Source organism: Pseudomonas sp. AC211, from assembly GCF_979258055.1.
This window is the reverse complement of the sequence record NZ_OZ409830.1, coordinates 3,587,613-3,602,632: the sequence shown is the minus strand read 5'-3', so window position 1 is coordinate 3,602,632 and position 15,020 is coordinate 3,587,613. Positions and strand designations below refer to the sequence as shown.

Below are 15,020 nucleotides of genomic sequence, written 5' to 3'. Positions count from 1 at the left end.
AAACGCAGGCCTTTGGTCGGGTGCTGCTGCTGCGGTTTGACTCTGGGGAAAAGCGGTCAATGCTTGGCAGCAGCAGTGTTTCCCACCTCTCGACAAGGAACGGTCATGGCCAAGCGTCCTGTTGCCTCCGGCGCGCCTGCAACCGCAGCGAGCACCGGCAAAAAAGCTGCCTCCACGAAAAGCCCCGCCAAGAAGCCCGCCAAGCCCTCTAAGAAAAGAAGCGCCCCGCAAACATTGGATGTGCGCCGCGACTCCATGGATTTTCGCGACCTCACCTACAGCGCCTCGCTCACGCCGCTACCCGATGAGTTGTACCCGGTGTGGCCGCACCTGACGATTCTCGACCAGGGCACGCAAGGCGCCTGCACCGGTTTTGGCCTGGCCGCCACGGTCAATTATTTGCGCGCCAGCCGAGGCCAGCAGGGCTTGGTCAGCCCGGCCATGCTGTTCGCCATGGCGCGCCGCTACGACCAATGGCCGGGCGAGCGCTACGACTACAGCAGCGCTCGCGGGGCCATGAAAGGCTGGCACAAACACGGTGTATGTCTGGAGGCCAGCTGGCCGTTGACGCGCAAAGCCGGCATCACCCCGGCGATTCAGCAGGAAGCCTTGGACATTCCCCTCGGTGCCTACTTTCGGGTGTTCTCGCGTATCAATGATGTGCAAGCAGCGTTGCGCGATGTGGGCGTGGTGTTTGCCTCGGCGCAAACCCATGGCGGCTGGGAGGCGCCGCGCGATGGCGCGATTGTCTGGCGCCCGCAAGCTGGGGGAAGAAGACGGCGGTCACGCCTTCGCCATCGTCGGCTACACCCGCGACGGATTTCTGGTGCAAAACTCTTGGAGTGACTGGGGCGGTTTCACCGTTGGCAAGCACACCTATCCCGGCGTGGCGCTGTGGAGCTATGCCGACTTTGAAGCCAACATCTGGGACGTGTGGGTGGTGCAGCTCGGGGTGAAGGTCAATTTCCAGGTCACCGATACCGCCAGCCGCTACACCGCCGATGGCGGCGTCGCTCGAGCCGCGCAACCGGCGCCGCCTCAGGAATCGATTTACTTGCATTACCTGCACATCGACAACGGCCGCTTCGACGACCAGGGCCAATACGCCTCCGACGCCACGCAGCTGGACGCCATCATCGCCTCGCTGCAAACCACCCAGCCCAAGCACATTGTGCTGTACGCCCACGGCGGCCTGAATGCGGTGGAAGGCTCGGCCATGCGCGCCTTCAAATGGCGGCCGGTGTTCGAGGCCAACGGCATCTTTGAGCTGCACTTCATTTGGGAAACCGGCTTGTGGAGCGAACTCGGCGATTTATTGCGTATCAAGAAACCGGCGGTGGATGAGCGCGTCGGCGCGGCGAGTTCGTGGTGGGACAACCAAGTGGAAAAACTCACGCAGCCGTTGGGCTTTTCGCTGTGGCAGGAAATGAAGCTCGATGCCCAGCGCGCGTTCGTGCCGCAGGGCGCCGGCACCCAGGTGCTAAAGCGCTTGATTGCATGGTTAGCGGGGCAGGGCAGCGCGGCGCCAAACGTGCATTTGGCCGGGCACAGCGCCGGTTCAATCTGGCACGCCCATCTATTGCAGCGCTGGCAGGCGCAGGGCGGGCCGAAAATTGCCAACCTGCTGTTGTTCGCCCCGGCGTGCAGCGTGGCGCTGTATGAGCAAACCATTCTGCCGGCGTTGGGCACGACCATTGCCCAGCAAAAGCTGCTGATCCTCTCGGACCAGGCAGAGCAAGACGACAACGTGGGCCAGGTGTATCGCAAGTCGCTGCTGTATTTGGTTTCCAACGCCTACGACAACAAAACCGCTCGTATCCCGATTCTGGGCATGGAAGTTTTTCAGCCTGAGCGCCAGCCGAAAAACAGCACGTTGGTGATCGCCAGCAGTGCCAGCGCGCAAAGCAGCAGCCGCAGCCATGGCGGGTTCGATAACGATTTGCCGAGCATGAACAAATTGCTGCAAACGGTACTGGGCAGCGAGGTGCGGCGCTTGTTTAAAGACGAGGATATGCAGGGGTATTGAAGCGCCGTTTTGCCCGCGAGCAGACAAAACGGCGGCGGTGAACCATACAGATCAGAGCGTCCAGAACGGACGCAGCGCCTCATGGTTGGCTTCAGCGCGGGTAATGCCGATGTCGGCGAGTTGGGCGTCGGTCAAATTCAGCAGCGCGCGGCGGGTCGTCAGTCGACGCCAGAAGGCGCCCCAACGCGAGCCGTGCGGCGCTGCCACGGTGTTGAGCGCCACTGCCTTGGCGTGCGCCACTCTTCCCACCAACTGATCGTGACCCAAGGTCAACCGAACATCGCTAAGCCCATTCATTTCCCTCACCTGCTTCTGTGTGTATGTGGGAAGCATGATGCCGAGCCGAACAGAAACCCGACAGATTCAAAAAATGGGTATTTGCTCCATACAGATAAACCACCCGCTGAGCTGAATGGCGTTTTTGTGTGGCATCTGTATGGGTGTTGCCAAAACGCCGCACAAAACGCACGATCTGTGCTTTCCACGCGTGCGCAGGCTTTCCGCCATGACCCTTTATGTAAACCTTGCCGAATTGCTCGGTGCCCGTATTGAACAGGGCTTGTATCGCCCGGGCGATCGGCTGCCGTCGGTGCGTGCGCTGAGCGCCGAGCACGGCGTGAGCCTGAGCACGGTGCAACAGGCTTACCGTCATCTTGAGGATCAGGGCTTGGCGCTGCCGCGTCCGAAGTCGGGCTATTACGTACCGGAGGAGCGCCAACAGCCGGCGCTGCCGATGGTGTCGCGTACCGCGCAGCGGCCGGTGGAGGTTTCGCAATGGGACCAGGTGCTGGAGCTGATCAGCGTGGCGCCGGGCAGCGATGGTCTGATTCAACTGGGCCGCGGCCGGCCGGATCACACTAGCCCGACGCTCAAACCATTGCTGCGTTCGTTGTCGCGCCTCAGTCGCCGACAAGACCTCAACGGCCTCACCTACGGCTGCATTCGCGGCCACTTGCCGCTGCGTCAGCAAATTTCCCGGCTCATGCTCGACTCCGGCTGCCAGATTCCCGCCGAAGACGTGGTGGTAACGACCGGATGTCACGAGGCGCTGTCGGCCGCCATTCGCGCCATTTGCGAGCCGGGCGACATCGTCGCGGTGGATTCACCCAGCTTTCACGGCGTGATGCAGGCGCTTAAAGGCTTCGGCATGAAAGCGCTGGAACTGCCCACCGACCCGCTCACCGGCATCAGCCTGGAGGCGTTGGAACTGGCATTGGAACAGTGGCCGATCAAAGCCATTCAACTGACCCCCACGTGCAACAACCCCATGGGCTACATCATGCCGGACGCCAACAAGCGCGCTTTGATCGCCCTGGCCCAGCGCTATGACGTGGCGATTATCGAGGACGACGTGTACGGCGAACTGGCTTACCACTACCCGCGTCCACGCACGATCAAGTCTTACGACGATGACGGTCGCGTGCTGCTGTGCAGCTCATTTTCCAAAACCGTGGTGCCGGGGCTGCGCATCGGCTGGATCGCGCCGGGACGCTATCTGGAGCGCGTGCTGCACATGAAATACATGGGCACCGGCACCACGGCGCAGCTGCCGCAACTGGCTCTGACCGAGTTTATTGAAGGCGGTCATTACGAGCCGCACATTCGCCGTATGCGCGCGCAATACGCCCGTGGTCGCGACCAGATGACCGAATGGGTGCGCCGCTATTTCCCGGCAGGTACGCGAGTGAGCCGGCCGCAAGGTAGCTTTATGATTTGGGTAGAAATGCCCGAAGGCTTCGACAGCCTGCGCCTGAACCGGGAACTGAAAGCGCACAAGATTCAGATCGCACCAGGCAGCATTTTTTCGGCGGCGGGCAAATACCGCAACTGCTTGCGCATGAGCTACGCCAGCAAGCCGGACGCCAAAACGGAAGCGGCAGTGAAGGTGGTGGGGGAGACGGTGGCGCGGTTGCTGGCGGAGCACGCCTAAACCGCTAAAAGCCCCTCACCCCTAGCCCCTCTCTCGCAAGCGGGCGAGGGGGACAGAACAGCGCGGTCAGCTCCCTCTCCCGTTTACGGGAGAGGGTTGGGGTGAGGGCAAGCGGCTGACGCGATCATTTCCCCCCGACCGCATTCGAGGGCGCGTGCTCGCCCAACCCATTCCCCCGCCACAACAACAGCACAAACCCCGCAGCACCCACCGCCATCAGCAGCGGCAACGCGTGCCCGCTAATCCACTGGCTCACGGCACCCGTCAGCAGCGGCCCGATCAGGCAGCCAATGCCCCAGAGCTGGGAAATATGGGCATTGGCGCGCACCAGTTGGTCATCGCGAAATCGCTCGCCGATCAGAATCAACGACAGGGTAAACAGCCCGCCCGCGCTGGCGCCGAATAGCACCCACACCGGCCAGATCAGCGGCGTATGCAGCAGCACGGGCACGCATAAGCTGGAGATCAACAGCACCAAGCCGCACCCCAGAAACAGTCGCTCGCGCGACATGCGATCGGCCAGCCAACCGATGGGCAGTTGCAACAACGCATCGCCCACCACCACCACGCTGGCCATCAGCAGCGCGGTTTCCTGAGAGAAACCCTGGCGCAGGCCGTAGACCGGCAGCAGGGTCAGCATCATCGCCTCGAAGGCGGCAAACAGACTGACCGCCCAGGCAATCGCCGGCATGCTCGCGCAAAACGCCCACAGGCCGCGACCCGAGGCGCTATGGCCATCCACTTTCGGCGCGCCGGTGCGGCCCATCAGCATCAGTGAACCGCCAATTAGCAAGCCGGTGCCGGTCCAGAAACCCAGATCAGTGGCGGTGCCCAGCAGGCTTAGCACCAGCGGCCCGCACAGTTGGCTCAGCGCGTAACCCGTGCCATACAACGCCACCAGCCGCCCGCGCCAACGGTCGACGGCCAGTTGATTGATCCAGCTTTCGCCGAGGATAAACACCACCGTCAGCGCGACGCCCAAGAGCAAGCGCAGCACCAGCCAAACCGGATAGCTGGGCAACAGCGCCATGGTGGAAATGCCCAGGGCGCTGATCAGAAAGCAGATTTGCATCAAGCCCGTGGTGCCAAAACGCGCCGCCAAGCGGCCGGCCAATACCGAACCCAGCAGCACGCCCACCGCCGGCATCGCCGCCATCACACCAATGGCGAAGTTGCCGTAACCCCAGCCCTCCAAACGCAGCGACACCAACGGCATGGTCACGCCCAGCGCCAAGCCGATGCTGACCACCGCCGCGACCACGGCGAAATAGGTTCCCCAACGCATCACCACGGACTCTCTCCCTCCAGTCGCGCCACAAAATAAAACGGCCGGGTCTCTTCGCAGAAACCCGGCCGCAGGTATGGCTCCAAGAGCCGGCTCTTAAAGAGCGGACCTTACTGTTCAGTCGTAAAAACCGAACTCACCTCAACACCATCTTCAAACGGACGACCCGAAGATCGCCCCGATATCACAGTTTAATCCACGTCGATTTCAGCTCGGTGTACTTATCGAAGGCGTGCAGCGACTTGTCCCGACCGTTACCCGACTGCTTGAACCCGCCAAACGGTGCGGTCATGTCGCCGCCGTCGTACTGGTTCACCCACACGCTGCCGGCGCGCAGGGCCTTGGCGGTAAGGTGGGCTTTGGAGATGTTGCTGGTCCAGACCGCAGCGGCCAGGCCGTAGATGCTGTCGTTGGCGATTTCCACGGCTTCTTCGGCGGTGTCGAAGGCGATAACCGACAGCACAGGGCCGAAGATTTCTTCCTGGGCGATACGCATGGAGTTGGTCACGCCGTCGAAAATGGTCGGCTCAACGTAAGTGCCGCCAGTGGATTCCAGCGTGCGCTTGCCGCCAGCCACCAGCTTGGCGCCATCGGCATGGCCGGCTTCGATGTAGCTCAGCACGTTGTTCATTTGCTGGGTGTCGACCAGGGCACCGACGTTGGTTTCCGGGTCCAGCGGGTTGCCGGCTTTCCAGCCTTTGAGGGCGTCGATCACCATCGGCACGAATTTGTCTTTGATCGAACGCTCGACCAGCAGACGCGAACCAGCGGTGCACACTTCGCCCTGGTTGAAAGCGATGGCGCCGGCAGCGGATTCAGCCGCCGCTTGCAGGTCTGGCGCGTCGGCGAAAACGATGTTGGGGCTCTTGCCGCCGGCTTCCAGCCAAACGCGTTTCATGTTGGATTCGCCCGCATACACCATCAGTTGCTTGGCGATTTTGGTCGAACCGGTGAACACGATGGTGTCGACATCCATATGCAGCGCCAATGCCTTGCCAACGGTGTGGCCGTAGCCGGGCAGCACGTTCAGCACGCCAGCTGGAATGCCGGCTTCGATGGCCAGTTGGGCGATGCGGATGGCGGTCAGCGGCGATTTTTCCGAAGGCTTGAGTACCACCGAGTTACCGGTGGACAGCGCTGGGCCGAGTTTCCAGCAGGCCATCATCAGCGGGAAGTTCCACGGCACGATGGCGCCGACTACACCGATTGGCTCGCGCGTCACTAGGCCCAGCTCGTTGTGCGCGGTGGCGGCTACTTCGTCGTAGATTTTGTCGATGGCTTCACCGCTCCACGACAGCGCGCGGGCGGCGCCCGGTACGTCAATGTTCAGCGAGTCGCTAATGGGTTTGCCCATGTCCAGGGTTTCGAGCAGGGCCAGCTCTTCGGCGTTCTGATCGAGCAGGGCGGCAAAGCGGATCATGATTTCTTTGCGCTCAACCGGCGCTTTGCGCGACCACACGCCGGAATTGAAGGTGGCGCGGGCGTCTTTGACAGCGAGGTCGGCATCGGCCTGGTCACAGCTGGCGACTTGGCCCAGCACACGGCCGTCAACCGGGCTGACACAGTCGAAGGTGTCGCCCGATACCGCTGCGGTGTATTCACCGTGGATAAAGGCGCGGCCTTCGATCTTCAGATCCTGGGCGCGTTTTTCCCAATCGGCGCGGCTCAAGGTAGTCATGTGTGCGTCCTCTTATTAGTTGAGCTTTATCAAGACGAAACAGGCGTTGCATGCACGCGCGCCTGTCAAAAATTCTGCAAGCCTACTCGGCTCGCCGGTGCCGGCCACACTAAACCAGAGCACAGCGCCTTTCCAATATTTTTTACACGAGGGCAGTAAACACCCTTGTCATGTTCGTTTTATTAAACATAGACTGCGACGCTCCGCTGCATGGGTCGTCGTCTCGACGTTCAAGGCATTGAGCGGCTGTGCTGGCCACGAAGGCTGCGCAGAAAAACACACACTTACTTACGCGCTTGGACTGGGACCAGACCATGAATATTGCCGCCGTCGTCGACTTCGCCACTGCCACCACTGCCGCCGAGCACTATCGCCCCGCCGCAGAAAAGGTGCTCCAGGGCGACCCCGAGCAAAGCGTGCGCAACCACTACGCCAGCCCGTGCGGCCAGTTTGCCAGCGGCATCTGGGAAGGCGCGGTGGGGCAGTGGACGGTGAACTACAGCGAACATGAATACTGCGAAATTCTGCAAGGCGTGTCGGTGCTGCGCGACGGCGAAGGCAACGCCAAAACCCTGCGCACCGGCGACCGCTTTGTTATCCCGGCTGGCTTCTCCGGAACCTGGGAAGTGCTGGAAGCGACCCGCAAGGTCTATGTGATTTTCGAGCAAGCGGCGAGCTGATACCGCTTCGACTGATTTCCTGCGTGAACTTTTTAACCCGCTCCCCGCGGGTTTTTTTATGGCCCGAATAACCCGGATGTGGATGGGCTGCGTGGCATGTATATAGGGGCGCTTGTGCTGATCCTGCTGATCCGCGTTCAAGTCGGTACCGGAGGCGGTTTTGACTCCCATCTCGCCACGCCTGTGAAAGGAGCGGGCGCTGTTAAAACTGTTACGCGAAGCACCGCAGAGACCTGTCAATTTGAGGGAAAACGATCATCTGCGCAGGCCTGGTGCGATGCGCGTGCAGTTGAGACAAGTAGCGCGAGCAGGCGGTCCTGAGCAATGGGAATCTGCATTTTTTGCTCTCTCGCCGGTTGCATTGCGCAATTCTAGGGTTTCGCGCAATTGACATTAGATAGTGGCTAGCCGGGCTCACCTGAACAGTTGCCGCGAAACCGGAAAAAATCTGTTTTCCCTGCGCATCAACAGAGAAAACACCTGTAGGAAATTGAAAACTGTACTGGTCGACAGCCGCCGTCTTCGCAGAACCTGGCGAACTCGACAGGATTTTTTGAGTAAAAACGCCTCAAAAGTGGGCGAACCGATACAGTTTGCACCGTTATGGATAAAACAGTTTGTGTATAAACTTCCCACTACCAGCACAATTTGAGGGAACTGTGACTACAAGGTCAGCTGTGCGAGGCGCAACATACGCTTCAGTTAAATAACCAGTCCCGCCATAAGCGGAAGGAAGCAAACCATGGAACGTACCCTCAGTTCCGACATGTTCGTAAGCGAAAAAAGTTCGAAAGCCCAAGCTGCTCTGCCACTGCGCATCGTCTCCAATCTGCTGCTCTGGCAACGCCGCATGTCCAGCCGCCACCAGTTGGCCCGCTTGGATCCACGTCTGCTGGCAGACGCCGGTATCAGTGAAGCCCAGCGCTTCGCCGAGCTGAGCAAGCCGTTCTGGCGTTAAGTGTTGTAACTGGCTGAGGCATTTTTTCGCACCAGCCACTGAATTGAATAAACGAAGCCCGCCGCAGGAAACTGCCGGCGGGCTTCGTCGTTTCTGGCCCAGAAAAGCCGTTTAAACAGCTGCGCGTGGGAAGTGCGGTACAGTTTGAAAAATACGTAAACTGAAGCCGTACAATTTCTGCCTGCTGTCACTGCCGCGTTACATGTGGCTGGGGGACGATGTTTCCCCATACCCAGCACTCGCGATACAGCGAGAAGGAACGTGCCATGGAACGCGCACTCGGCCAAACCGCCGCTCTTCTGCCCACCCTTGCCCAACGGCGTCCTTTTGTTAAACGCGTTGCCGGCGCCGTTGCGCTGTGGCTGCGCAACGGCCATACCCGCCGGCAGTTGGCGCGGTTGGATGAACGCCAGTTGGCGGATGCGGGCATCAGCTTGTGTGATCGGGAAGTGGAGTTGAGCAAACCGTTCTGGCGCGAGTGAGCGCCATGGTTCGGCTTTTGTTGGGCTTCGCCAGAGGCTCAACCCAACCTGCGGTCGCGAACCTTTTGTTTTCCGCGTGCGAACCTTCCTTATTCATGCCCCTCCAAGTGCGACCCAAGCGCCGCCGCTGCGCTAGTCTGTCTAGCGATGTCGCCCTTCGTCTCATCTGGAGAAATGCCATGACCACCTTGCGCCTGCTAACTGCTGCTGCACTGCTAACCGTCGCCGCTAGCGCCTCGGCGACCAGTTTTGTTTACACCACCGATGCCGTGGTCGGCGCCGTTAAAGGCACGTCCGATGTCACGTCGGATCTTTCCTCCTCCTTTGGCGACGACAAAATCGTGCTCGCCGCCCGCGAAGACGCTGCCAGCTTTGTCGCCACCGCCGGTGATCTCCGTGGCGCGCGCCTGGAAGCTGCTCTGGCGCATATCCGTCAGCAAGCGCCGCAATTGCAAGCCAGCAGCGACTTGCAACTGGCCCAGTCCATCCTGGTTTTGTAAGCCTGCCGACACGGCGCGACGCTTGGCCCCACGTCGCGCCTTCAGCTAAGCCTTGGCGCCCGCCGTTGCGGGCGTTTTTGCGACCGCCATCAAATAGCCACAATTGGCTTGGAACTGGCTCTGTCCAAATTCGTCCAAGTGTTTCACTCGCTATCAAGTCATTTTTCCCGCATTTGTTTCGGAGATTTCTCTATGCGCCGTCCGCTTCCGCTCGCCGCTTTCGCTTTGCTGCTCGCCACCGGTGCCGCCCAGGCCCATACCTTGGTGGAAACCAGCGAAATCATCGTTCGCGCCTTCGGCCGTACTATCGATTTCACCTCCGACACCACCACCTCCGTGCGCGATTCCAAAGTCGTGCTCGAAGCTCGTGATGACGCTGCCAGCTTTGTCGCCAGCGAAGGCTCCATTCGTGGCGCCCAATTGGAAGCGGCGTTCACCACCCTGCGCGACCGCGTTCCCGAAGCCCGCGATGCCAGCGACCAGACGCTGGCCGAGGCTATTCTCGCCCTGTGAAGCACCTTTTCGTTCGCGGCGGCGCTTGGCTGTTAGGCGCCGCGCTGCTGTGCGGCGCGAGCCTGGCTCAGGCGCAACTGCGCCTTGAGCTGCAACGTGACGGGTTGAGTGCCAGCGAGCAACAGGCCAGTCAGACGCTGCTCGACGAGGCCATGGCCGCGCTACCACCGGCTTTCGTTCAACGCCTCGACCGTTCGGTGCAGGTGCGTTGGACCGACGAACTGGAAACCAACGCTTACGGCCAAGCCCGCAACGCATCGTTGTTAGTGCTCAACCAACGGCTATTGCCTGGGTTGACTGACGGCTCGGCCGCACGCGAACACACGCAACGCCCCCACGGCACCGTGCGCCGGGAATTGCTGGCTACGGTGCTGCATGAACTCACCCATATTTATGACCGCGCGCGGCTGTGGTCACCGGGGGAGAAAACGCGGCTGCTGCGTTGCCAGCGTCAGGCCAAAACCCAGGGCGTGATTGGCCAGATGGCGGACTGCCGTGGCCAGACCGAGCGGCGCTTTACCCTCAGCGACGATCCGCGCCTGCTCGATCTTGCCGGCTGGCCGCAATACGTCGGCCGACGTGGCGAGCGCGAAGCCCGCAACGGTCAGGTCGCGCGCAGCCCCGACATCTACGAGCTGAGCAACCCGCGCGAATTCGTGGCCGTGAACATGGAGTATTTCCTCCTCGACCCCGCCTACGGCTGCCGCCGCCCAGCGCTCAATCGCTACTACCGCGAGCAGTTCGACGGCTGGGCGCCGGCCACTGCCCAGCCTTGCCCGAGCACCTTCGCCTACCTAAATGCCGGTCGTGATTTTGCCCGCCAGCCCTTGGGCAAGCTCGATCCCGAGCGCGTGTACGAAGTCGATTATTTGCTCGCCGAGGCCAACGACGAGTGGGCCAGCCGCTGGGGTCATAGCATGTTGCGCCTGGTGATTTGCGCCCCAGGCCGACCGCGCGGTCCCGATTGCCGGCTGGACATGGACCAGCACCTGGTCTTGTCCTACCGCGCCTTTGTCGGCGACTTGCAGCTGTCGAGCTGGGACGGCCTCACCGGCGTGTACCCCTCGCGCCTGTTTGTGCTGCCGCTTAGCCAGGTGATCGAGGAATACACCAAGGTGGAGCTGCGCGGGCTGGTGTCGGTGCCGCTCAAACTCGATCGCCCGCAGCTCGAAGCGCTCGTCGAACGCGCCGCCGAGCAGCATTGGAGTTACGACGGCAACTACTACTTCCTGTCCAACAACTGCGCCGTGGAAACCCTGAAACTGCTGCGCAGCGGCACCGATCAGGCGCAGCTGCAAACCCTCGACAACATCATGCCCAACGGCCTGCTGGAAGTACTGGCGGGGCGGAATCTGGCGGACCTCAGCGTGCTCGATGATCGCCGCGAAGCGCTGCGCCGCGGCTACCGATTCGACTCGTTTCGCGACCGCTATCAGGCCATGTTCGAGGTGCTCAAAGAGCGCCTGCCCATCCCGCAGCACGCCGTGGATGAGTGGATCAGCCTGAGCGCCGAGCAGCGTCGCAGCTGGTTTGAAAAAGCCGACCTGCGTGCCAGCGCCGCCATGCTGCTACTCGAACAGGCCGCGCAGCGCCGCCAACTTTTGCTGGCGCAAGACGAACTCAAGCGCCGCTACCTCAGCAGCCGGGCGCTGGCCGATGGCAGCAGTGGTGAAGCGGGTAAAACTCTGGAGAAAATCCTCGCCAATAGCGGCTTTCTAAGCCGCCCGGCGGAGCTGCTCGACGGTGGCTACGGCCTGCCGCAGGCCAGCGAATGGCAGACGCTGCAAGCCGAGAGCGACAGTCGCCAGAAAGAACTTCGCCAGCTTAGCGACGACCTCGACGGCCAAGTGCGCAGCCTGCTCGAACCCCAGCGCCTGGCCGCGCTGGATGCCGGAGACGCCAACCTGAAACTGCTTAGCGAGCACCTGCGCGCGCTGCACAAAGCGTCCGGCGGTTTGGTGCTGCCGTAAGCCTCAGGTGCTTTCGCCATCTTCCGACGGCAAGTGTTCATCCAGATGCAGCCACGGCAAACGCGTGGTGACCCAGATGTGCCGATCAGGTTTGGCCTGGTCGGGATGGTCGAGGGTGCCGACCGTAATGTCGATGGTTTGCGGGCTGTGCTCGGTATGGAACGTCAGGTGCGCGCCGCAGGTAGGACAAAACGAACGGGTGCAGCCGGGTGAAGAAACGAAGCCTTGGGGCGTGCCCTGGGTCCATTCGGAAACGCTCCAGCGGCACCGTGAACCAGGTGGTGACCACCGCGCCGCTGGTGCGCCGGCACATGCTGCAGTGGCAGTGGGCAACGTCATTGAAGGGCGCGTTGAAGCGGTAGCGCAGGGCGCCGCATTGGCAGCCGCCGGTGTGGATGTCCGTCATGGTGAAGCCTCCCGAGTTGCCGACAACCCGCCCGGTTCGTGTTGCGCCTCGCGCCTTGCCTGCGCAAGATGCCGGCTTGAGCCAAGCGGGGAGCGTGTCGTGTTGCAGTTGTGGTTGGCCTTGTGGCCGTTGTTTGCCTTGATCATCGCCGGTTTCGCCCTGCGTCGCCTGCGCTTTGCCGGTGACGAGTTCTGGCCGACGGCGGAACGTCTCAATTACTTCGTTCTTTTTCCGGCGTTGTTGTTCAGCAATTTAGCCACCGCGCCCCTGGGCGATCCGGCGTTACCACGCCTGGCCTTGGCCGTGCTGCTGGGTCTGGGCGTGGCGTGGGTGGCGCTGCTGCTGTGCAAGCGCCTGCGCCACTGGACGGCCGCGCGTTTCGGCGCCATCAGCCAGGGCGTGCTGCGGTTCAACACCTACCTGGGGCTCGCCGCCGTGGGCAGCTTGTATGGCAAGGAAGGGCTGACGCTTGCCGCCTTGATGCTGGCAATGATGGTGCCGGCCGTGAACCTATTGTCGGTTTGGGCGCTGACGGCGGAGCGGGGCGTTAGCGCGCGCAACTTGCTGCTGCCGATTGTGCGCAATCCGCTGATTCTCGCCTGCGCCGCTGGCGCGCTGGTCAACGTGTTGGGCATTGGCTTGCCCGGTGGCAGCGACCGCCTACTCAACCTGCTGGCCGTCGCCAGTTTGCCGCTTGGCTTGCTCTGCGTCGGCGCGGCCCTGCGCCCGCAGGAGCTGGCCGGCGAGGCGTCGGCGTTGGCGTGGAACTGTGTGGCTCGCTTGCTGCTGATGCCGCTGCTGGCCTTTGCGGTGGCTCGAGCGTTGAGCCTGCCGCCGTTGCCGAGCAGCGTGCTGATCCTGTTTTTCGCCCTGCCTACCGCGCCGACTTCCTATGTGCTCACCCGCCAGCTGGGCGGCGACAGCCAGCTCATGGCCGGCATCATCACCCTGCAAACCTTGTTCGCTGCCGTCAGCCTGCTGTTGGTCCTGAGCCTGCTCGGTTAAGCCCGCTGCGCATTGAAAGCTGGCTGAAAGTTTCGCCGCTTAGCATCCCACCACCGCCGGCACTCGACCGGCCGCCGGCCGCTGTGTGCGTGCTGGCGAGACTTCCAACAATAAAAATTGGTGATTGCCATGCCCCGCTGCGCTGTTGCTGCACCTGTTCTCCGTCCCCCTCGAGCCTGTCGCTGAGCCCGTCACCCTGACGGCCGCCCGCCACCACGCCCGCTAATGCACGGAGAATTCCTATGTTGACCCTCCTTGGCTTCGCCATGGTCATCACGTTCATGTACCTGATCATGAGCAAACGCCTGTCGGCGCTGATCGCCCTCATCATCATCCCGATTGTTTACGCGCTGGTTGGCGGCTTTGCCGGGCAGATCGGCCCGATGATGCTCGAAGGCATCACCAAGCTCGCGCCCACCGGCGTGATGCTGATGTTCGCCATTCTCTACTTCGCCCTGATGATCGATTCCGGCCTGTTCGACCCCGCCGTGCGCAAGATTCTCAAACTGGTCAAAGGCGACCCGCTGAAAGTGTCGGTGGGCACCGCCGTGCTGGCGCTGGTGGTGTCGATGGATGGCGACGGCGCCACGACCTACATGATCTGCGTGGCGGCCATGCTGCCGCTTTACCAGCGCCTGGGCATGAGTCCACGGATCATGGCCGGGCTGATTATCCTGGCCGGTGGCGTGATGAACATGACCCCCTGGGGCGGACCCACCGCCCGCGCCGCCAGTGCGTTGCATGTCGACCCCTCGGATATTTTCGTGCCGATGATTCCGGCCATGGCCGCTGGCGTGCTGGCGATTCTGGCCATCGCCTACTTCTACGGCAAACGTGAGCGTGCGCGCTTGGGTGAACTGCATTTGCCGGGCGAAGCCGTGGGCGGCGCCGAGATCAGCGTGTCGCAATTTCCCGACGCACGCCGGCCGAAACTGCTGTGGTTCAACGGCGCGCTGACCGTGGCCTTGATGGTCGCGCTGATTCAAGGCCTGCTGCCGCTGCCGGTGCTGTTTATGCTCGCGTTCGGCATCGCCATGATCGTCAACTACCCCTGCCTGCAGCAGCAAAAAGAGCGCGTGGCGGCCCACTCGGCCAACGTGCTGGCGGTGGTTGGGTTGATTTTTGCGGCGGGTATTTTCACCGGCATTCTTTCTGGAACCGGCATGGTCGACGCCATGTCGAAAAGTTTGCTGGCCGTTATTCCCACCGCCATGGGCCCGTATCTGGCGGTCATCACGGCCGTGGTGAGCATGCCGTTCACGTTTTTCATGTCCAACGACGCCTTCTACTACGGCGTTCTGCCGGTGCTGGCCGAAGCCGCAAGCCACTACGGCATCAGTGCCGTGGAAATGGCCCGGGCTTCAATCGTTGGCCAGCCGGTGCACTTGCTCAGCCCGTTGGTGCCTTCGACCTATCTGTTGGTGGGCCTGGCCGGCATCGAGTTTGGTGACCATCAGCGCTTTACCCTGAAATGGGCAGTTCTGGTTTGCCTGTGTATCCTTGTCGCCGCGCTGCTGATGGGAATTTTCCCCGTGTTTGGCGGCTAACGATTTTTTTCACCTTCACGTATTGGAAAGACGAGGACGC

General features: G+C 61.8%; 14 protein-coding genes and 1 pseudogene. 11 read left to right on the top strand and 4 right to left on the bottom strand.

The genetic code is table 11. The features are described from left to right. Positions 1-105: 105 nt before the first annotated feature. Both ACZZZP_RS17085 and ACZZZP_RS17080 read left to right on the top strand, forming a co-directional pair. Entirely contained in the window at positions 106-846 is a 741-nt protein-coding gene (locus ACZZZP_RS17085) for a hypothetical protein (protein WP_463536726.1), read from the top strand. Next, a complete protein-coding gene (locus ACZZZP_RS17080) occupies positions 737-2,026 on the top strand; it encodes a hypothetical protein (RefSeq protein WP_463536725.1) in 1,290 nt (429 codons plus the stop codon). The genes ACZZZP_RS17085 and ACZZZP_RS17080 overlap by 110 nt, the downstream gene beginning before the upstream one ends. A 51-nt stretch (positions 2,027-2,077) precedes the next feature. On the opposite strand, the gene ACZZZP_RS17075 is transcribed toward ACZZZP_RS17080, so the two are convergent. Next, a complete protein-coding gene (locus ACZZZP_RS17075; protein ID WP_463383548.1) occupies positions 2,078-2,323 on the bottom strand; it encodes a DUF1127 domain-containing protein in 246 nt (81 codons plus the stop codon). A gap of 208 nt (positions 2,324-2,531) precedes the next feature. Between ACZZZP_RS17075 and ACZZZP_RS17070 the strand changes: the two genes are divergently transcribed. Continuing rightward, a complete protein-coding gene (locus ACZZZP_RS17070) occupies positions 2,532-3,956 on the top strand; it encodes an aminotransferase-like domain-containing protein (RefSeq protein ID WP_463383547.1) in 1,425 nt (474 codons plus the stop codon). Between the two features lie 124 nt (positions 3,957-4,080). Here ACZZZP_RS17070 and ACZZZP_RS17065 read toward each other — a convergent pair whose 3' ends face one another. Beyond that, complete coding sequence (locus ACZZZP_RS17065) at positions 4,081-5,241, bottom strand: MFS transporter (protein WP_463536961.1); 1,161 nt, start codon at positions 5,239-5,241, stop codon at positions 4,081-4,083. A 184-nt stretch (positions 5,242-5,425) separates the two neighbouring features. After that, positions 5,426-6,919: an aldehyde dehydrogenase gene (locus tag ACZZZP_RS17060; protein WP_122493971.1), complete on the bottom strand. Its 1,494-nt coding sequence runs from the start codon at positions 6,917-6,919 to the stop codon at positions 5,426-5,428. Positions 6,920-7,233: 314 nt separating this feature from the next. Between ACZZZP_RS17060 and ACZZZP_RS17055 the strand changes: the two genes are divergently transcribed. The 6 genes from ACZZZP_RS17055 to ACZZZP_RS17030 all read left to right on the top strand — a co-directional run bounded on the left by ACZZZP_RS17055 (position 7,234) and on the right by ACZZZP_RS17030 (position 12,022). Continuing rightward, positions 7,234-7,599: a cupin domain-containing protein gene (locus tag ACZZZP_RS17055; RefSeq protein ID WP_463383546.1), complete on the top strand. Its 366-nt coding sequence runs from the start codon at positions 7,234-7,236 to the stop codon at positions 7,597-7,599. A 742-nt stretch (positions 7,600-8,341) separates the two neighbouring features. Beyond that, positions 8,342-8,557, top strand: a complete 216-nt coding sequence (locus tag ACZZZP_RS17050; RefSeq protein WP_122452719.1) for a YjiS-like domain-containing protein — start codon at positions 8,342-8,344, stop codon at positions 8,555-8,557. Positions 8,558-8,823: 266 nt separating this feature from the next. Next, complete coding sequence (locus ACZZZP_RS17045; RefSeq protein ID WP_122493970.1) at positions 8,824-9,039, top strand: YjiS-like domain-containing protein; 216 nt, start codon at positions 8,824-8,826, stop codon at positions 9,037-9,039. 179 nt (positions 9,040-9,218) lie between these two features. Further along, positions 9,219-9,539: a DUF2388 domain-containing protein gene (locus tag ACZZZP_RS17040; protein ID WP_463383545.1), complete on the top strand. Its 321-nt coding sequence runs from the start codon at positions 9,219-9,221 to the stop codon at positions 9,537-9,539. A gap of 192 nt (positions 9,540-9,731) precedes the next feature. Next, entirely contained in the window at positions 9,732-10,052 is a 321-nt protein-coding gene (locus ACZZZP_RS17035) for a DUF2388 domain-containing protein (RefSeq protein ID WP_463383544.1), read from the top strand. Next, positions 10,049-12,022: a DUF7844 domain-containing protein gene (locus ACZZZP_RS17030; RefSeq protein WP_463536724.1), complete on the top strand. Its 1,974-nt coding sequence runs from the start codon at positions 10,049-10,051 to the stop codon at positions 12,020-12,022. Before ACZZZP_RS17035 ends, ACZZZP_RS17030 begins: the two co-directional genes overlap by 4 nt. Positions 12,023-12,025: 3 nt before the next feature. Here the strand turns inward: ACZZZP_RS17030 and ACZZZP_RS17025 are convergent. Then, positions 12,026-12,428, bottom strand: a pseudogene (locus ACZZZP_RS17025) (GFA family protein). Between the two features lie 99 nt (positions 12,429-12,527). Here ACZZZP_RS17025 and ACZZZP_RS17020 point away from each other — a divergent pair. Both ACZZZP_RS17020 and ACZZZP_RS17015 read left to right on the top strand, forming a co-directional pair. Further along, positions 12,528-13,433 (top strand): AEC family transporter, encoded by a 906-nt coding sequence (locus ACZZZP_RS17020; protein WP_463383543.1) that lies wholly within the window; start codon positions 12,528-12,530, stop codon positions 13,431-13,433. A gap of 242 nt (positions 13,434-13,675) precedes the next feature. Further along, complete coding sequence (locus ACZZZP_RS17015; protein WP_463383542.1) at positions 13,676-14,980, top strand: CitMHS family transporter; 1,305 nt, start codon at positions 13,676-13,678, stop codon at positions 14,978-14,980. Positions 14,981-15,020 lie beyond the last annotated feature (40 nt).